Here is a 19,295-nt window from a genome sequence, read left to right on the forward strand (position 1 = left end):
ATCAGGTCACCGAACGACCCGGAATGATCGGTTCAGTGTTGTTTGAAGACCGCAACGGTACGGGCCGGGACCGTGAAGCTCCCCGAACCCTGATCGTAGGTGGCCGTCTTGACCACGGGGTCGGCCCCGGACGCCTGGCGCGGGTGCAGCGCGTACGCGGTGCCCGCGAGAGCGGCCACGCGCTGGGTCTGCGCCTGGGGCGTCGCGTTGAAGACGACGACCAGCGGGCCGAGCCGCATGGTGATCACCCCCGGGGTCTCGCTCGTGCCCGACAGCGGGAACGAGAGCGCCGACTGGACCTGGTCCGCGGTGGCGAGCCCGAACGCGCTCTCGCCGCTACGGATCGCGAGGAGGTCCTGGTAGGCGGCCGAAGTCCCGTTGATCTCCGCGCAGCCCGGGGTGAGCGACGCGTTGGTCAGCAGGGGCTTCGCGAAAGGCCACTTGGGCTGGTTGTCGGCCGCCATGGGCAGCCCGCGCCCGAACCCGTTGCCCGCCCGGCAGTCCCAGTGCAGCGCGTTGAACCAGTCGCCGCTGTTGAACGAGTTGCGGTCGAGCGACTTGGAGCGCAGCAGGTCGCTGCCCGCCTGGGACAGGGCCGGGCCCTGGGAGAGGGCGGCGGTCGCGAGCGCCAGGACCTGCATGCGGGAGCGGTCGGCGGCCGAGGTGCCCGCGGGCAGCTTGTAGGCGAGGGCGTCGTACAGCGACTCGTTGTCGTGGGCGTCCGCGTAGGCGAGCGCGTCACCCGGGGCCGCCGCGTAGCCGGCCGGGGCGCCGTTGTAGTCGACCTCGGAGCCCTTGACGCCGCGGCCGGAGCTGTCGGTGAAGGTGTACGCGGCGAGGTTGCCGGTCAGGCCCACCTTGAGGAGGTCCTGGTAGTGCAGCAGACGGGCCTTCTGTTCGGCCGGAGTGCCGTTCGCCGTCGAGGAGTTGGGGTCGGTGTAGAGGCCGGAGGCGAAGCCCTGGACGCCCGGGTCGGCGTCGAAGGGGCCACCGCCGCGCACGGCGTCGCGGGCCCGGTCGGAGAACGTGGCGATGCCGGTGCCCGCCATGTTCTTCTGGGTGGCCTGCACGAAGCGGGCGTCGTCGGCGACCTCGCCGAAGTTCCAGCCCTCGCCGTACATGATGATCTTCTTGCCGTCGACGCCGTCCTTGGCGACGGTCAGGGCGTCGAGCGCCGCCCGCACGGCCAGGATGTTGGCCTTCGGGTGGTGGCCCATCAGGTCGAAGCGGAACCCGTCGACCTTGTACTGCTTGGCCCAGGTCACCACCGAGTCGACGACGAGCTTGCCCATCATGGCGTTCTCGGGCGCGGTGTTGGCGCAGCAGGTGGAGTTGGCGACGCTGCCGTCGGCCATCAGACGCTGGTAGTAGCCCGGCACGATCTTGTCGAGGACCGAGTCGTCGGCCTGCCCGCTCGCGGCGGTGTGGTTGTAGACGACGTCCATGACGGTACGCAGCCCGGCGTTGCCGAGACCCTGCACCATCCGCCGGAACTCGACCGTACGGCGGGTCCCGTCGGGGTCGCTGGCGTAGGAGCCCTCGGGGACGGTGTAGTGCAGCGGGTCGTAGCCCCAGTTGTACGCGTCCTTCGCGGCCGACCTGGCGATGCAGGCCTGCTGCTCCTGCGAATCGGGCGCGTATGCCTTCAAGTCACAGGCGGGCGTGGCCTGTTCGGACTTCCTCTCCGGGATTCCCGCGATGTCGAAGGCGGGCAGCAGATGGACGTACGAGGTGCCCGACTTCGCGAGCTGGGCGAGGTGCTTCATGCCGTCGGAGCCGGTGTCGGTGAAGGCCAGGTACTGGCCGGGGTGATGCGAGGTGGGGTCCGCGATGGAGAAGTCGCGGATGTGCAGCTCCTGGATCCGGGCGTCGCGCAGCGGCACGGCGGCCGGCTTCTTGAGCGTGGCCCAGCCCTTGGGGGCCAGCTTCGGATCGGCGAGGTCGACGACCAGGCTGCGGGCCGAGTCGGCGGTCAGGGCCGTCGAGTACGGGTCGGTGACCAGGTTGGTCACGACCTTCTGCACGCTCGGCGCCCACACCTTCACGGCGTACCGGTACGGCTTGCCCGACCAGGATGCGGGCCCGGTCACCGACCAGACGCCCGAGGTGTCGTCCCGCCGCATCGCGACCGTACGCCCGTCGAGTTCGAGGGAGACCTGCTGTGCGGTGGGCGCCCATACGGACAGGGTGGGGCGGCCGTGGGCGTAGACCGGGCCGAGCGAGGCCTTCACGGCGGCGCCGCCGTACAGGTCGTCGAGGACGCCCTGGGTCTGGACGCCGGTCGCGGCGAGCAGCGCCCCGTTGGCGGCCCGCTGGGTCGCGATGAGCTGCCCCTTGAGGGACTCGCGGACACGGGACCTGTCACGGGCGTCCACGGTGAACGCCGGATAGTCCTTGAGCTGCGGGAACCTGGCTTTCTGCGCGTCGCTCAGCGCGGCGGGCGTGAGCCGCAGCCACTGGCCCTCGTCGGACAGCGCGCCGTCCTTGACGGTGATGCCGCCGCCCGGCGCGTACACCAGCTGCTCGCTGGTCGCATCGGTCGCCTTGACCTTCCACACGACCGTGTTCCGGTCGATCCACTGCGCCTCGGACTTGCCGAGGTCGAGTGAGACGCCCGAACTGGCCTGCGGAAGAAGATACTTGGGCTGTCCGGCGAGCAGCCAGACCTCGTTGCCGTAGGTGGCGAGGCCGAGGGACTGGTCGTCGGGCAGGTCCTTCTGGTCGCCCTTGTGCAGGATGTAGCTCAGCGAGGTCGCGCCCTGGGCGAGCGGCACCTCGAAGGTCACACCGTACGCGTCGCGGCCGGTCGGCATGAGCGGCCTGGACCAGTCGGTGGGCGAGGCGGCGCCGGTCCAGGTATGCAGCCCCCAGCCGTCGTAGTCGCCGTCGGGCCGGGAGTAGTGCAGGACCACTTTGGACTTGTCCTGCGGGGGGTGGGCGCCGGTCGGCGCCTGTTCGGACTGGCCGTCCTTGCCCTGCGCGATCCACACCTCGCCGGTCCGGGCAAGGTCGATGGTGCGCTGCGGTCCGTCGGCGCTGTCGCCCTTGGCGACGGTGTAGGCGAGCGATCCGGCGCCCTGCGGGAGCTTGATCCAGGCGAAGGCGCCGTACGCGTCGCGCCCGGTGAACGCGGCGCTCCGGCCGTCGGCCTTCAGCTGCCAGCCGTCGTAGTCGCCGGCGGGGCGCTGGTAGTGCACGACGGCGTAGTCCCGCTCGACGGCCGTCGGCTTGGCGGGCGGCGGGTTCTGCCCCGCCGTCGTCGAGGCGAGCGCGCTCGCGGTACGTCCTGTGCTGTCGACCACAACTGCCTTGTAGCGCACGGGAGTTCCGGCGGCCAGGTCCAGGTGCTGGGTGACTTTGTAGGGGGCGTGGTCGGCGGAGCCGAGCGTCTGCCACTTTCCGTTGCCGCTCTGCGCGGCGAAGACGACCCGGTCGAGCTGTCCGCCGTTCACGTCGGCGGAGATCTCGACGGTTCCGGTGGCGCCGGCCGCGGGGGCCTTCAGGGTGATCGTCGGCTTCGCGGCGGGCGCGGGCAGCGGGGCGGCCGCCTTCAGGACAAGGGAGGACAGCGCGGGCACGGTCACCTTGACGGCGGCGTCCGAGCCGCTGCGTACCGAGCCCGAACCGCCGTACAGCACACCGAAGTCGGCGCCGGCCGAGCCGGTCGGTATGGACACCTCCTTCGGCTCGGTGGCGTTGTTCACGACCACGACGTACTCGGTGCGCGTCTTGGCGTCCGTACGCGAGAAGGCGTAGACGGAGTCCTTGGCGTAGCGCTCGGTCTGGACGCCGTCGCGCAGCGCCGGGTTGGCCTTGGTGAGGCGGGAGAGGTCGGCGATGGTGCGGTAGAGGGGGTGCGTCGGGTCGTAGGCGTCCGAGGCGTGGGTGCGGTCGGTGCCCAGCTCGTCGTCGTCCAGGTAGTCGGGGACCTTCGAGGCGAACATGGTCTGGCGGGCGTCCTTGTCGCCGCCCGCGCCGGTGAAGCCCTGCTCGTCGCCGTAGTAGACCACCGGGTTGCCCCGACTGAAGAACATCAGCTCATTGGCGAGCCGGTCGCGCTGGAGCAGTTCGGCGTCACCGGCCCCCGGGTGGTCCTGCTTGAGGAAGGTGCCGATGCGGCCCATGTCGTGGTTGCCGAGGAAGGTGACCTGCTCGTAGGCGTTGGCCTTGTCGGTGGTGTAGCGGTAGTCGTCGGCGAAGAGGGAGGCGAGCTTGGTGGCGGGGGCGCCCTGGGAGGCGTACTGGCGGGCAGCGTCCTGGAAGGGGAAGTCGAGCGTCGCGTCCAGGCGGCCCCGGGTGACGTACGGGGAGGTGATCGCGGGGTCGGCGGAGTACACCTCGCCGAACATGAAGAAGTCCGGCCGCCCCCGCTTCTTCGCGTACGCGTCGAGGGCGGTCGCCCACTGGGTCCAGAAGTCCAGGTCCACGTGCTTGACGGTGTCGATACGGAAGCCGTCCACGGCGAAGTCGCGCACCCACTTCTCGTAGATCCGCTCCATGCCGGAGACGACCTCGGGCCGCTCGGTCCACAGGTCGTCGAGCCCGGAGAAGTCGCCGTACTCGGCGCTCTCGCCCGCGAAGGTCGAATCGCCCCGGTTGTGGTACATGGTGGGGTCGTTGAGCCAGTCCGGCACCTTCTTCTCACCGGCCCGCACGACGGGCGTGTACGGGAAGGAGTTCGCGTCGACCTTCTTCACGCCCGTACGGTCGTCGAAGGGGCGGCCGCTGGTGTCGAGGTAGGGGTAGGCGCCCTTGGGGCGGTAGCCGTACTGCTTCTCGGCGTAGTCGACGGTGTCGGCGGTGTGGTTGGTGATGACGTCGAAGAAGACCTTCATGCCCTTGGCGTGGGCGCCCGCGATGAGCCGGGTGAGGTCGGCGTTGGTGCCGAAGTGCGGGTCGACCTGCGTGAAGTCGGTGATCCAGTAGCCGTGGTACCCGGCCGACGCGTCCTTGCCGGTGCCCTGCACGGGCTTGTTCTTGAAGATCGGGGCCAGCCAGATGGCGGTGGTGCCGAGCCCCTTGATGTAGTCGAGCTTCCGGGTCAGGCCCTTGAGGTCACCGCCCTGGTAGAAGCCCTTGTCGGCGGGGTCGTACCCGGTCTCAAGGCGCGAACCGGTGAGGCCGCCCCGGTCGTTGGAGGTGTCCCCGTTGGCGAACCGGTCCGGCAGCACGAAGTAGAACTGCTCGCGCGTCGCGTCGTGCCGGGCCGGCTCGGCCGCGAGCCGCGCGTCACCGGGCGGCGCGGGCGGCTTCGGCGCGGCCGTGGCGGGCAGCGCGGGGACGAGCGCCGCACACAGGGCGGCCGCGAGCGCGACGGCCGTTCTTCGCAGGGGGATCACCGGGTGCTCCTCAGTCGTACGGGGTTCTCGGCATTCGGGGTGGAGCGGCGGGGCCGCCCGGTGCCCGGCGGGGCGGAAGGGGCGCCGGGCGGCCCGGTTCAGGGGCAGGTGCGGACGCGAGAGCTCAACTACCGCCGCACGTCCGGGCGTTGACGTGAAGGGCGAGTGCGGTGTTCGCGCCGAGCGTGGCGGTGAACTGCCCGCCGGAGTCGACCGTCACGCCCTTCCCGCTCTGCACGTCGCAGTACGCACCGGCCGGCAGCGAGGTCTGGAAGGTGCGGGTCAGCGCGGACGGCTCGTGGTTGATGGCGACGTACGCCTTGGAGCCGCGGCCGAAGGCGATCTGGTTGGCGCCGTTGTCCCACCAGTTGGTGACCAACTGGCCGCGCGCGGTGTTGTGGAAGCCGACCATGCTCTTGATCTCGGGCCACTTGTGCTGGCACTTCCAGCCGTCCGTCCAGCACGCGTTGACCGTTCCGCCGCCGGGCGGGCCCGCGTCGTTGTCGGTGAACTCGTACCCGGAGTGCACGTCGGGCGAGCCGTAGGGCCAGGCCAGCATGAAGACGTTGGCGAGGGTGTAGTTCGCGCCGTCCTTGTAGGTGAGGGTCGAGCCGTTGCGCTCGGTGTCCCAGTTGTCGACGAACACCCCGGCCTGACTGCTGGGCAGGTAACCCCAGGCCTCGCCGAAGTTCTTCAGCTCGGCGAGCTTCTCGCCGGTGAAGACCCGCTTGAGGTCGCGCCCGTACCGGAACTCCTGGACGTCGCCGTTCGGCAGGTACTCGGTGGGCTGGACGGCCTCACCCGCGGCGTAGATGACTTCCTGCTTCAAGTAGGCGGAGGGTTTGGCCAGTTGGGCCTTGATGGCGGCGATGTCCTCGGTGGCGATGTGCTTGGCGGCGTCGATGCGCAGCCCGTCGACGCCGAGCGAGAGCAGGTCGTTGAGGTATTGGGCGATGCGGGTGCGCACGTACGGCTCGTTGGTGTCGAGGTCGGCGAGCCCGACCAGCTCGCAGTGCTGCACGTTCCAGCGGTCGCTGTAGTTGCCGACCTGGCTGGTGCAGTCGTCCATGTCCTGGGACTTGTAGATCCCGGGGTAGTCGTACTTGGTGTACGAGGACCCGCCTGTGCCGGTACCGGAACCGGCCGCCATGTGGTTGATGACGGCATCCGCGACGACCTTCACTCCGGCCGCGTGACAGGCGTCGACCATGTTCTTGAAGGACGCGCGGTCCCCGAGCCGACCGGCGATCTTGTAGCTGACGGGCTGGTACGAGGTCCACCACTGGGGGCCCTGGGCGTGCTCGGTGGCGGGTGACACCTCGACGTAGCCGTAGCCGGCCGGGCCCAGGGTGTCCTTGCACTCCTTGGCGACCGAGTCGTACTTCCACTCGAAGAGCTCGGCGGTGACGTCCCGGTCACCGGGGGCCGAGGCGGCGGCGGTGGGGGCGCCGGGCGCGGCCAGGATGGCTGATGCGGCCGTGACGAGGGCGAGGGCTGCTGCGGCTCTCGGTATCCGGCGGGGCGGATTCGGGGGCTTCATGGGGGGAGGGTCCTCCTGCGGCTCGGGGAGGCGATTCAGCGTGGCTTGAATGTTCTTGCTGCAAGACTGAAAGCGCTTCTGAGCAGGTGACCGTAGGAGGAGGTAAGGATCAGGTCAATGGTTTGGGCAGAATCCGGAGCGTGAGATTGCTCGTCTGCAAGGAGTTGCGCCGCATGTGAGCGCGGCGCGATCGGGGTGCGAGCGGGGTGCGAGCGGGGGTTCAGGCGGGCGCGTAGCCGCGGGCTCGGACGAGGTCGTGGGTGAGCCGGGTGAACTCCCGGGCGGCGGCGCTGTGGTAGGCGCTCTCGCGGCGCAGCAGGGCGACGGTGCGGGCGGGCAGGGGCGGATCGAGCGCGACGGGTGCCAGGTGCGGGTGGTCGTGCGTGACGGCGTCGGGCAGCACGGTGGCCAGCGGGGTGCGGCGGACGATCTCGGCCAGCGCCTGGATGGAGTTGGCCTCCACCGCGATGCGCGGGGTGACGCGGTGGTGCCCGAGGTAGGCGTCGATGTGACCCCGGGTCGCGAAGTCGCCGCTCAGCAGGGCGAGTTGGCGGTCCGCCAGCTCACGTACGGTGAGCGCGCTCTCCTGGGCCGGGGCGCCGAGGGCAGGCGGGGCGGCATCCGGGGCCGGGGCGCCGACGACCAGACCAAGGGTCTCGGTGAACAGGGCCGTCGCTTCGATGCCGGGCAGGTGCGGTCCGTCGAAGGCGATGCCGAGGTCGAGTTCGTCGGCGAGCAGCGCCGCCTCGATGCGGTCCTGCGCCAACTCCCGTACATCCAGGGTGATATGAGGGTGGCGGGTGTGCAGCTCGGCGACGAGGGGGCCGATCAGGTACGCCGTGAAAGTGGGGGTCACCGCGAGGCGCAGGCTGCCGCGCGAGAGGTCGGCGACGTCCAGGACGGCGCGTTCGGCGGCGGCCAGGTCCCGCAGGGCGCGCCGCGCGTAGTGGGCGTAGGTCTGGCCCGCGTCCGTGAGCCGGACCGAGCGGCCGGTGCGGTCCAGGAGCTGGACGCCGACCGTGCGCTCCAGCTGCTTGACCTGCTGGGACAGGGTCGGCTGGGAGATCCGCAGCTCTTCGGCGGCGCGGGTGAAGTTGCCGTGCTCGGCGACGGCGAGCAGATAGCGCAGGTGACGCAGTTCGGGGGCCATGAATCCACCGTACATCCGGCTATAGATGTGACCAATAACAGCCATCGAAATTGCGTCTTGGACGCTATAGATGCAGGTCATGCATGGTGGATCTCGTCAGCCCCTCGGGGCCGGCCACCACCGAAGGGAGTGACCATGCAAGACCTCGCCGAGGGCGTCGCACAGTTCCAGCGCGGCGTCTTCCCCGCCAAGGCGGACCTCTTCGCCCACCTCGCCGCCACCCACCGCCCCAAGACGCTGTTCATCAGCTGCTCGGACGCCCGGGTGGTCCCCGAGCTGATCACCCAGAGCGAGCCGGGCGAGCTGTTCGTGATCCGCACGGCGGGGAACCTGGTGCCCGCCCACACCCCGGGTCCGGACGGCGTCGCGGCCAGCATCGAGTACGCCGTCGCCGTGCTCGGCGTGAGCGACATCGTGGTCTGCGGCCACTCCGCGTGCGGCGCGATGACCGCGCTTGCCGAGCACCACGACCTCTCCGGCACGCCCGCGATCGCCGACTGGCTGCGGCACGCGGACGCGGCCCCGGCCCACGCGGACGCCGCGGAACTGGGCGCCCTGGTGCGCGGCAACGTACGGGCCCAGCTGGCGAACCTGGCGACGCATCCCTCGGTGGCCCGCGCCCTGACCGAGCGCCGGCTCACACTGCGCGGCTGGGTGTACGACATCCGCACGGGCACGGTCGAGGAACTCGACGCCTGACCCGCACCATCAACTCACCTAATCTTCAAAGGAGTTACAACATGACCCACGCCACGTTCGACACCACCGCCCGCCAGGCCCTCGCCACCGCCGCCGTCGAGGCGAAGGTCCGCAAGGACCTGTCGTGGCAGCAGATCGCCGACGCGGCGGGCCTCTCGGTCGCCTTCGTCACCGCGGCCGTGCTCGGCCAGCACCCGCTGCCCACCGAGTCCGCGCGGGCCGTCGCCGACCTGCTCGGCCTCGACGACGACGCGGCCCTGCTCCTGACGACCATCCCGAGCCGCGGCTCGATCCCGGGCGGCATCCCCACCGACCCGACGATCTACCGCTTCTACGAGATGCTCCAGGTGTACGGCACGACGCTGAAGGCCCTGGTGCACGAGCAGTTCGGGGACGGCATCATCAGCGCGATCAACTTCAAGCTGGATGTGAAGAAGGTCGCGGACCCGGAGGGTGGGGAGCGCGCCGTGATCACCCTGGACGGCAAGTACCTGCCGACGAAGCCGTTCTGATCCCGGCCGGGGTTCGGAGCTATAGCTGCACCCGCCGCCCCTTCCGGAAGGGGCGGCGGGTGCGGGCGCTTTCGGCGTTTCTCCGTGACGGCCGGGCGTAGCGTAGGCGTATGGCTTCTGAGCACCTGGGCGACCGGCTGGGTCGGCTGCGTCGCCTCGCTGATCTGACGCAAGAGGGGTTGGCGGACAGGTCCGGCGTATCGGTGGACGTCGTGCGCAAGCTGGAGCAGAAACGGAAGCACAGTGCCCGCCTGCCTACGCTCCACGCGCTGTCGAAGGGGCTGGGCGTAGAGCTGACAAGCCTGTTGGGTGATCCTCCCGGGGTCCCGTCGAACGGTGAGGCCGACCCTCCGGCGCTGGTCGCCGTCCGGCGCGCGATCATGCCGCCGCTGTTCGCCCCGCCTCCGGAACCGACCGGAGCCGAGCGGCTGTCGCTGCCGCTCCTGCGTGCGGAGTTGTCCGAGGGCTGGACGCTGTATCACGATGCCGAGTTCGGGCGCCTCATGGAGGTGCTGCCCGGGATCATCGCCGATGCCCGGCTCGCGGCGGCCGTGGGTTCGCCGGAGCAACGGGCGGCCGGGCAGGGCGCGTTGGGCAAGGCGCTGCAACTCGGCGGCCATCTGGCCATCCGTCTGGGAAAGTCGGACCTTGCGCTCTCAGCTCTGGAGCGAGCGATAGACGCAGCCGGGCAGTCGGCCGACCCCTTGCTGCCGGCCATGGTGTCCAACTCCGTTGCATGGGCTTACCAGCGCCAGAACCGTCTCGATGACGCGCAACACCTGGCCGTCTACGCGGCGGACGGGGTCGAGAAGGAGCACGTCCATACGGCGGAGGGCGTTCGAGTATGGGGTGGCCTGCTGATGTCGGCGGCGACCAGCTATGCCCGGAACGATGACTACGCCACCGCCGACACGATGATGAAGACCGCGGAAAGAGCGGCCGACCGCCTCGCCGCTCTCCCTCCGCCGGCGGACAGCAAGCTGGTATCGGTGTTCAGCCGGTCGTCGGTCCGCATCGAGCGGGTCCGTCTCGCCGTGCAGCACGAACGCCCGGAGGAAGCTCTTGCTCTGGCGAAGGGCATGCGCCTCAGCAAGGACACGCCACCGTCCTGGCGTACGTGGCTTCTGCTGGACGTGGCCCGCGCCCACACGGACGTCGGGGATGCCGAAGGCGCCGTACGGGCCCTGGAGTCATTGCGGCGAGTGGCCCCGGCGTGGATGCGGCACCACACGCTCGCGGTGGCCATCGTGAACGACCTGTGGGAGTCATCGCCCCGGACGCCCGGTCTCCGCAGGCTCGCCGAGTTCCTTGGTGTCGCCAATTAGCGTGCCAAGACTAGGACGTTGCGTCCCTGGGGAATGCCGCTGCGCAACGCGAGGATCGCCGTACGACGTGAGGGGCGGCGAGGCGGTATGGCGAGTGGATATCTGCCGGACAGCTGCCTCTGGACCGCGCAGGCGCAGAATGCAGTACTCGTGTCTGCTGACTGCATGCACAGCAAGTGCACAGAAGGTTTGGTCCAACTGTTCTCGACACAGAGCCGAGGCGTTGGCGCTTTACCGCTGGTCATGCGCGCCAGTTGAATGATTTCCGACGGGGGCAACGGAGCTCGTTGGTACAGGTGCCGGTCAAGTCAGCTTGTCCTGAAGGAGCTCCGTTGCTCCAGCCGTTACCGCAGCTGCGCGCCGGAGTGCCGGCAGCGGGGAGCCAGCAGGACCGTCGTAAGGATCGCAGACGGGTGACGACGGGCAGCCCGGGACGAGGCAGCAGCTATGCACCGTTGCATCACGTCGCCACAAGCGTCCCTCACTCTGGCCCCTGGACCTCTTGCCGCTGTTGCCTCAGCGGCACGACGTACGGATCCAGACTCTTCCTCACGTCCGCGTCCGACACGTCCCGGTTCCCTCCCACGCCATTCCATCCCTCAAGTTCCCTGATCGCATGGACCGGAACTCCCAATCCATGGAAGAAGCAGCTGGCAAAAGCGAAAAATGTGGTTTCGCTCCCCAGCTCCTCCTTCACCCACAGCGCAATGTCTACCGTATCGGCACCACGCATCGCACGTTCACGAACGCCGAGCGCAATCACCCTTGGGTCTTTCATTTCCAAAACACCACCTGAACCTTGGTGTAATTTCCGGGAGTTCCTTCCAGTTTCCTGATTTCGACTTTCCCGGTGAATCCGTACTTGGTGGCCATCTTACCGGTGAAGGTCAGTCGGGCGGCTTCCTCGGGGCTCAACTTGAGGCTCTGTATGCCCGCGTTGAAACTGTCCAGGTTGTCTGCCATGTCACCGCCGCCCAGCCAGGTACCTCCCATCCCCCTTGCATTTCCGCCGATCTTCCCCATGACTTCGTCAAGCATTTCGCTGCCGGTCGGAGTCACGCCTTCTTTCGCGAGAATGATGAGATCCAGGACTCCCTCATCATTGATGGAACCCATCACTCCGGATGTTTTGCTGCCGTAATCATTTATCCATTCGGTGCAAGGGGAGTCATTGACTTGGTTAGCCTTCGCGGGAGTCCGGAGCAAGGTCCTTCCAGCGGGGAGTTTTCCCTTGACGCAGAGTTCGCGCAGTTTCTGGAAAGATTTGCTGGTGATGCCTGCGATGGCCGTGTCCGTCAGACCGGCCTTGAGCAGGCCTCTATACGCGTCCACGAAGCCGATGCCGCTCTTGGCGGCCGCATCGACTGCCGTGACGGCGCGCGCGATCGGGGCGATGAGGCCGTCGATCGGGACATACATGGCGATACTCAGGGCACAGGCGGTCTTGCTCCCGTGCCAGCAGTCCATGAGGTCTTCGGCGAAGAAGGAGAAGAGGATCGATCCGGGCACTTCACCGAAGAGGGTTTGCCATCCGGCGCGGACGATGTCCTTGCCGGAGAAGTGGTGTGTCCAGCCGTCGATCTTGACATTCTTCAGCGTCTCCCGCTGGAGGAACTGCCATGACGACTTGGGGCACCCGTCGGGCGTGGCCTGTGCATGGCCGTCGGTGCACAGGTAGAAGTCGGCCTGGTAGGTGACGACCAGGTCGTACGTCGCATCACAGCCCTGGAACGCGGCATCCGGCATTCCTGGGCACTTGCCGATTTGCTTGGAGCTGACGATTTCGACGGTTGACTCGTCCGGAACGGCGAACACGCCGGGAATTCCGGTCCCGGCCCCTTCAGTTACTCCCTTATTGGCATTCTCCTGTTCAGTCCGATCTGCGGCGTCCTGGGCGTCCTTGGCGAACTTGTCGGCGTCTTTCGCAGCCTGTTCGGCTTCGGTTGCGGCGGTGTTGGCGCGGTCGGCTGCGGCGCGGGCATCCTTGGCGTCCTTGGTGGCCCGATCCGCCGCCGCATGGGCCGCAGTGGCGTCGAGCGCTGCCTGGTCGGCCGCGGCGCGGGCCTCCTTGGCGTAGCCCTCGGCGTTTCCGGCCGCGGTGTTGGCGGCCGCCGCGTCTTCGGTGGCCTGGCGGTCGTACTCGACGGTGCGCGCCAGTGAGTCGGCGGCCTTGGACGCGGCGTTGGCGGCGTCGGATGCGTAGCCGAGGGCTTCGGTGGCATAGCCGCGTGCGTCGGCGGCGTAGCGGGCGGCGTTGGCCGCGTGCTGGTAGGCCTCCTTGGTGTCGGCCTGTGCCTGGTCGGCCAGCGCCTGGGCTGCGGCGGCTTCTTCCTTGGCGTTCTTGGCGTGGGCGTCAGCGACGGCCTTCTGCTGTTCGGCGATCGTCTTGGATGCCTGTCCGGTCAGGACGACGAGGCCGGCTGCCGAGTCGGTGGTGACGTAGGGGGAGCCGAGCTGGATGGCGTCGTTGGCCGGCTTGGCGACCTGGGCTGCGGAGTTGCCGGCGTCTTCGGCGGCCTGCGCGGTGACGTGGGCGAAGCCGGCGGCCTTCGCCGCTGCTTCGAGGGCCTTGGGGACTTCTTTGCTCGCCGCGTCCGCCTCGTTCTTGGCGGTCTTGGCCTTTGCTTCGGCCTCGTCGGCGAGTTGCACGGCAAGGTTCGCTTCGGCGGAGGCGTGCTGGGACGCGGCGATCGCGTCCGCTTCGGCACTGGTCGCGGTCCTTACCGCGGCATCAGCAACGAGCTTCGCGGCCTGGGCGCCGTCCGCATCCGAGCGGGCTCGCTTGGCGGCCGCCTCGGCGCGCGTGGCAGCGGCGTACGCGTCCGCGGCAGCCTGGCTTGCGGCGTCCGCCTCGGTATGAGCCTTGCCTGCGGCCGTTTCGGCATCGTCCGCATGCCTGGACGCCTCATCGGCCGCGGCCCTGGACGCCTTTGCCTGCTCGTCGGACTTATGGGCCTGCGCGTACGCCTCCAGCGCGTCGGCCTTCGCCCGGGCCGCGTCCGACCTCTGCTGGGCATCCCAGGCGTCGTCCCGCTTGGCTTTGGCGTTGTCGCGTGACGCGACCGCGGCGTTCTTCTTCTCGACCGCGGTTGCTTCGGAGGCTTCGGCCTTTTCCTTGGCGTCCTTGGCCCTGCCCGCCTCGGTCTCCGCGTTCTGCCTGTGCTGAGCGGCTTCTCCCTGCTTGACGACGGCGGTTTCCTTCTCCGCCTTCGCCGTGGCCGCCTCGGCCTCTGCGGCCAGCCGCTTGGCGTGCGCGTCGGCAGCGGCCGCCTTCGCGTTCGCCTCGGCCTTCAAGGTGTCGGCGAGCTTGGCCTCCGCCGTCTCCTTGTCCTTCTTCGCGTTGTCGCGGTGGATCTTCGCGGCGTCGGCGGCGGCCTTGGCCTGCAACTCGGCCGTCTCCGCTGCCTTCTTGCGGAACTCGGTCTGCACCTGCGCCGCCTGCGCGAGCGCACGTTGCGCGATGGTCTGGCTGTCCCCCACGGAAGCGCGGGTGGCGGCCTCGGCGGTCTCGCCGGCCTTCACCATCGCCTGCAGGGCGGCCAGCGTGCCCTTGGTGACCTGGTCCTTCTGCTGCCCGACCAGCAGGCCGCGGCCGCGCGGTGCACCGGCGGCATCCGCACTGGTGTAGGAGGTCTGCAGCGCGGTGTCCGAGGCAGCGGCGGCCTTCTGCGCGGCGGTGAGCTGCCCCCTCAGAATGTCGAGCTGCTGCTTCGCCCCGGCCTGCGCGCCAGTGGTCAGCGACTTCGCCTTGTCGAAATCGGCCTGGACTGGTTGGTCAGTGGCGTGATGGCCTGTGGGTTTGATGTCGAACTGCTGGGCGGGGGTGCCGTTGCACGGCCACAGCCACGTGTCATAGCCGTTGTCGAAGGTGTGCAGGTCCAGGCACTTGCCCGCGCCCACGTTCTTCAGCGGGGTGGTGGCCCGGGGGTTGTACTCCCACGTCTGTGCCGCGGTCTCGTTGCACTGATAGATCTGGACCTTCGTGCCGTCGGCCGTCTTTCCGCCCGCTGCGTCCAGGCACTTGTAGGAGTCGACGCTCCGGAGGTGAGGCCCGCTGTCATCGTTGTAGAGGAACCATTGCTGGGCAGCGGTGCCGTTGCACGTGTACAGCTGAACAGGGGTTCCGTTGTCCCTCCGGCCGCCCTCCACGTCCAGGCACTTGCCCTTCGCGCCGTGCACCTCGACCACGGCCGGCGCGTCACCGACCCATCCGACACCGCCCGGTGCCCAGTAGTCCTGCCAGCGGGCCATATGGTCGGCGACCTCGGAGTGACCGAGCAGCGTCCCTAGCGCCTTCGAACCGGCGACCAGGGCTGCGGTCGCGTCCTTGCTCGCGTTCAGGATCTGGTTGCGCTGCGGGGCCTGGGCCGCGATCTCTTGCTGCCACTCCGACGCGGCTGTAGCCGTGATGCCGGTGAGTACCTGGTTCGGATCCAGCGGATTCCGCCACGCGCACGATGCGAAGCGCGACTTCACGTCTTCCACCGCTATGCGGTACTCCGCCGTTCCTGGTTGCGGCGCAGTGCGCGGGAAGCCTCCGGAGGCAAGGAAGATCCGCCCGTCGTCTGCTCCGAAGTCGCCGTTGAACTTCGAGACCGAACCCATCCAGTAGAACGCTTTGCGCTCGTCGTAGTTCCCGTCACCCTCTGTGCTCCACATCGGGTAACGCGGTCCGCCCAGAGCCTCGACGGCCTGACGTGTCGGCACGTCCATCGTGGGGGTGGGATCGTTGTAGAAGTCTGATTCGCTCTTCCACCACTGGTCGTGGATCCACTTCGTCAGACCGAGCTGGTCATAGAAGGTTCTGCTGCCCTCGCCGATGTCGTGAGTTCCGGGCGGGTTTTGCAGCCCGCCCATCTGCACCGTCTGCCGCGCCGTGGTGTCGAGGTCCTTCAGTTGCTGATCCCCCGTGGCGCGGTCCTTTTCGTACGCAGCTCCCAGAGGCGTCTGCTGCCAATACTGCCGATCGGCCAAGGCGTGAAGCTTGTCTGCAGGCAAGTTGAGGCCGTCCTGCGCGGTCTGAGCCATCGATGGACCGCCCAATCGCAGTACATCCGCCATCAGGCACTGGTCCATCCGAAGTTGTCCAGCGCTACCGCTGTCCGCCCAGGGATCGGCGTCGACGACCGGCCTAGTCCCCGCGCCGAGGTCCAGGGCCTGCGGCAGAATGGCCAAACCAGCAGCAACCGCCATCGCCGTGACGGAGGTTATGACCGAGGTCAATAGCGGGGATCTTCGTGATCCGGGCATACGGAACCAAGGACTGGATCGCTTCACTGCATCCTTCTTGTCGTCGTTCAAACAGGCGAGATCGACGGCCGGGAACTGGTCAGGACGCGAGAAGACAGTGCCTTTGACCTCACGTCAGGGACGCGTCGCGCAGAGCGGGATCGTGTGAAAGACGCGGGACACACACATGGCGGCGCCCCTCCCCCTTGGTGGGCCCCCGGCCACCGGATGACACGCATCCAGATTCTGTGAAGAACCTGTAAGTGCAGCGCTCACCATAGCCACACGATGCCTGAAGAGGGCAAGGAAAATCTTGGGACCGTACGAACCAAGCCACCGCCATAGCAGTGCGCTGGCGTACTCCGGGCGCGCGAAGAGACCAAGCGCAGCCGATGGTCCAGCTGTGACGCAGAGGAAATTCCCTTTCGTGGCGGGCAGCCAAGACTGTCTCAGTGGCTCAATCCGGAAGGTCAGGCCTTCACTTGGAGGCATGAGCACGTACTGAATGGGCCGCCACTCAAGATGCCCTGCCAGGGAACCCTCCGAGCGGAGCTGAGCCTGGTCATCGGCGTGCCTCGCCGTGCGGCGAGCCGATCACTCCGCCTCAGCCCCCGCCGTGCCCGGGGCCGCAACCGTGGAGAGGCCGGGCCACACAGCTTCCGTACAGGCCACGGGAAGCACTGACCCGTACCTACCCGGCACCCCGACGGATGGGCGACGTTCTGAACGCCCGGAGAGGCTTCGAGGGCGGCCCAGTACCGCCCTCGGTCACCCCCGCGCCCCCGCCGTAGACCCCCTCACCACCAGCTCAGGCTGGAACACGAACTCCGTTCGCTGGACCGGGGTTCCGCCGATCTCCTCCAGGAGGGCCGACACCGCGGCCGCCGCCATCGCCGCCACCGGCTGGCGCACCGTCGTCAGGGGCGGGTCGGTGAAGGCGATGAGCTGGGAGTCGTCGAAGCCCACCACAGAGACGTCGCCCGGCACGTCGAGGCCGCGTTCGCGGGCGGCGCGCACCACGCCGAGCGCCATCATGTCGCTGCCGCAGACGATCCCCGTGCAGCCCTGGTCGAGCAGCGCGCCCGCCGCGACCTGGCCGCCCTCCACGCTGTACAGGGTGGGTTTGATGTAGGCCGCCGCCTCCGGATCGCGCAGGCCGAGGCGTTCGCCAAGGGCTGCCGTGAAGCCCTCCGTCTTGCGGCGCGACGGCGAGTAGCGCAACGGTCCGACCGCAAGGCCGATCCGGGTGTGCCCGAGGTCGGTCAGGTGCCCCACCGCCATCCGGATCGCCGCGTGGTCGTCAAGGGAGACGAAGGGGCCTCGGATCGCCTCGTTGTAGCCGTTGACCAGCACGTACGGGACGCCGCGTTCGGCCAGCGCCAGATAGCGGGCCGGGTCCGTCGAGGTGTCCGCGTGCAAGCCGGACAGGAACACGATGCCGTTGACGCCGCGCTCCTCCAGCTGCTCGACCAGCTCGTCCTCCGTCGCCCCGCCCGGCAGTTGGGTGCACAGGACGGGGGTGTAGCCGTGGCCCGCGAGGACCTGCTCCACCGCCTGCGCGAAGGCGGGGAAGATCGGGTTGGTCAGCTCCGGGGTGACCAGGCCGATCAGCCCCTCGCTGCGCCGGCGCAGCCGGGCCGGGCGCTCCCAGCCGAGCACGTCGAGGGCCGCGAGCACCCGCTGCCGGGTGGCGTCGGCGACCCCCGGCCGGCCGTTGAGCACGCGGCTGACGGTGGCCTCGCTGACGGCGGCCTGGGCCGCTATCTCGGCGAGGCGCGGCCCGGTCTGCTGCGCGGCATGGCTCACACCGTCCACCACACCGTCGTGTCGGCCGGAAGGTCGAACTGCCCGTCGTCCAGGGTCAGTTGAGCGCTTGCCAGGACGACTCGGCCCGGCGTCGCGAGGCGTACGGGCGAGCCCGTCAGGTTTACCGTGCACACGAAGCCCTCGCGGGCGAACGCGAGCACGCCCTCGGGTGCGTCCAGCCACTGGACGTCGTCCCCGGCGCCGAGGCCCGGGTGGGCGCGGCGGGCCGCGATGGCCCGGCGATAGAGCTCAAGGGTGGAGTCCGCGTCGCCGGTCTGCGCCTCGACGCTGAGCCCGCCCCACGAATCGGGCTGCGGGAGCCAACTGCCGCCACTGCCGAACCCGTACGAGCTGCCCTCGACGGTCCACGGGATCGGGACGCGGCAGCCGTCGCGGAAGCCGTCCTGGCCGGCGGCGCGGAAGAACGACGGGTCCTGGCGCACCTCGTCGGGCAGGTCGGTGACGTCGGGCAGGCCCAGCTCCTCGCCCTGGTACACGTACGCCGAGCCCGGCAGGGCCAGCATCAGGAGGGTGGCCGCGCGGGCCCGGCGCAGGCCGAGTTCGCGGTCGCCCGGGGTGCGCAGCTGGGTGCCGAGGCCCTGCGGGTTGGCGAAGCGGGTGGCGTGCCGGGTGACGTCGTGGTTGGACAGGACCCAGGTGGCGGGGGCGCCGACCGGCCGCATCGCGGCGAGCGAGGTGTCGATGACCTCGCGCAGTGCCGCCGCGTCCCAAGGGGCGCCCAGATACTGGAAGTTGAAGGCCTGGTGCAGTTCGTCGGGGCGGACGTAGGCGGCAGTCCGCTCGACGGTCGGGGTCCAGGCCTCGGCCACCGCGATGCGCTCGCCGTCGTACTCGTCCAGGATGGTCCGCCACGAGCGGTAGATCGCGTGGACGCCGTCCTGGTCGAAGAACGGCATGACGTCGTTGCCGAGCAGCTTGAGCTGGTCGTGGCCGCCGATGTCCGGCAGGCCCGGCGCCTTGACGAGGCCGTGGGCGACGTCGATGCGGAAACCGTCGACGCCCATGTCGAGCCAGAAGCGCAGGATGGAGCGGAACTCGTCGGCGACCGCCGGGTGGTCCCAGTTGAGGTCGGGCTGCTCGGGGGCGAACAGGTGCAGGTACCACTCTCCCCCAGCCTCCGGCTGGGAGGTGCCCCCATCGCCTGACGGCGCCTCGGTGCGGGTCCAGGCGGGCCCGCCGAAGATGGACTCCCAGTCGTTGGGCGGGAGTTCACCGTCCGCGCCCTTTCCGGGGCGGAAGTGGTAGCGGGCCCGCAGCGGCGAGCCGGGGCCCTCGGCCAGGGCGCGCTTGAACCACTCGTGCTGGTCGGAGGAGTGGTTCGGTACGAGGTCGACGATGATGCGCAGGCCCAGCTCGTGCGCGTCGCGGATCAGCGCGTCCGCGTCGTGCAGGGTGCCGAACATCGGGTCGATGGCCCGGTAGTCGGCGACGTCGTACCCGGCGTCGGCCTGCGGGGAGGCGTAGAAGGGGGAGAGCCAGACGGCATCGACACCGAGGTCGCGCAGGTACGGCAGCCTGGCGCGCACGCCTTCGAGGTCGCCCATGCCGTCGCCGTTGCCGTCGGCGAAGCTGCGCGGATAGACCTGGTAGATCACGGCGTCCCGCCACCACTGTGTACCGGTCTTCCCGGTGAGGCGGTCGGGGGCGGTGAAGTGCTGGGTCATGTCGTCCTTA

At 69.2% G+C, this 19,295-nt stretch carries 9 protein-coding genes and 1 pseudogene; 3 read left to right on the top strand and 7 right to left on the bottom strand.

The window, feature by feature from the left end; translation table 11 throughout:
- Positions 1-32: 32 nt before the first annotated feature.
- The 3 genes and pseudogenes from pulA to cynR form a co-directional block, all read right to left on the bottom strand.
- A complete protein-coding gene (gene pulA / locus ACWC2B_RS00415; protein WP_450714201.1) occupies positions 33-5,339 on the bottom strand; it encodes a pullulanase-type alpha-1,6-glucosidase in 5,307 nt (1,768 codons plus the stop codon).
- A gap of 130 nt (positions 5,340-5,469) precedes the next feature.
- Positions 5,470-6,879 (bottom strand): annotated as a pseudogene (locus tag ACWC2B_RS00420) (alpha-amylase); the annotation flags it as partial.
- A 220-nt stretch (positions 6,880-7,099) separates the two neighbouring features.
- Positions 7,100-8,029, bottom strand: a complete 930-nt coding sequence (cynR, locus tag ACWC2B_RS00425) for a transcriptional regulator CynR (protein WP_450714202.1) — start codon at positions 8,027-8,029, stop codon at positions 7,100-7,102.
- Between the two features lie 135 nt (positions 8,030-8,164).
- Between cynR and ACWC2B_RS00430 the strand changes: the two genes are divergently transcribed.
- From ACWC2B_RS00430 to ACWC2B_RS00440, 3 genes are all read left to right on the top strand, one after another.
- Positions 8,165-8,728 carry a carbonic anhydrase gene (locus ACWC2B_RS00430; protein ID WP_450714203.1) on the top strand — a complete coding sequence of 188 codons (564 nt, stop codon included), beginning with the start codon at positions 8,165-8,167 and terminating at the stop codon, positions 8,726-8,728.
- Between the two features lie 41 nt (positions 8,729-8,769).
- Positions 8,770-9,240: a cyanase gene (gene cynS / locus ACWC2B_RS00435; protein WP_450714204.1), complete on the top strand. Its 471-nt coding sequence runs from the start codon at positions 8,770-8,772 to the stop codon at positions 9,238-9,240.
- 110 nt (positions 9,241-9,350) lie between these two features.
- Complete coding sequence (locus ACWC2B_RS00440) at positions 9,351-10,565, top strand: helix-turn-helix domain-containing protein (protein WP_450714205.1); 1,215 nt, start codon at positions 9,351-9,353, stop codon at positions 10,563-10,565.
- A 481-nt stretch (positions 10,566-11,046) separates the two neighbouring features.
- Here the strand turns inward: ACWC2B_RS00440 and ACWC2B_RS00445 are convergent, their stop codons facing one another.
- The 4 genes from ACWC2B_RS00445 to ACWC2B_RS00460 all read right to left on the bottom strand — a co-directional run bounded on the left by ACWC2B_RS00445 (position 11,047) and on the right by ACWC2B_RS00460 (position 19,285).
- On the bottom strand, positions 11,047-11,343 hold the full coding sequence (locus tag ACWC2B_RS00445; RefSeq protein ID WP_450714206.1) for a hypothetical protein: 297 nt from the start codon (positions 11,341-11,343) through the stop codon (positions 11,047-11,049).
- The gene (locus ACWC2B_RS00450) at positions 11,340-15,866 is read right to left on the bottom strand and encodes an RICIN domain-containing protein (protein WP_450714207.1); all 4,527 of its coding nucleotides are present in this window, start codon (positions 15,864-15,866) and stop codon (positions 11,340-11,342) included. The genes ACWC2B_RS00445 and ACWC2B_RS00450 overlap by 4 nt, the downstream gene beginning before the upstream one ends.
- Positions 15,867-16,562: 696 nt before the next feature.
- Positions 16,563-17,612: a LacI family DNA-binding transcriptional regulator gene (locus ACWC2B_RS00455; RefSeq protein ID WP_450714208.1), complete on the bottom strand. Its 1,050-nt coding sequence runs from the start codon at positions 17,610-17,612 to the stop codon at positions 16,563-16,565.
- Positions 17,597-19,285, bottom strand: a complete 1,689-nt coding sequence (locus ACWC2B_RS00460; RefSeq protein ID WP_450714209.1) for a glycoside hydrolase family 13 protein — start codon at positions 19,283-19,285, stop codon at positions 17,597-17,599. Before ACWC2B_RS00460 ends, ACWC2B_RS00455 begins: the two co-directional genes overlap by 16 nt.
- Between the last annotated feature and the right edge of the window lie 10 nt (positions 19,286-19,295).

The sequence above is a fragment of the Streptomyces sp. NPDC001415 genome (assembly GCF_053597395.1).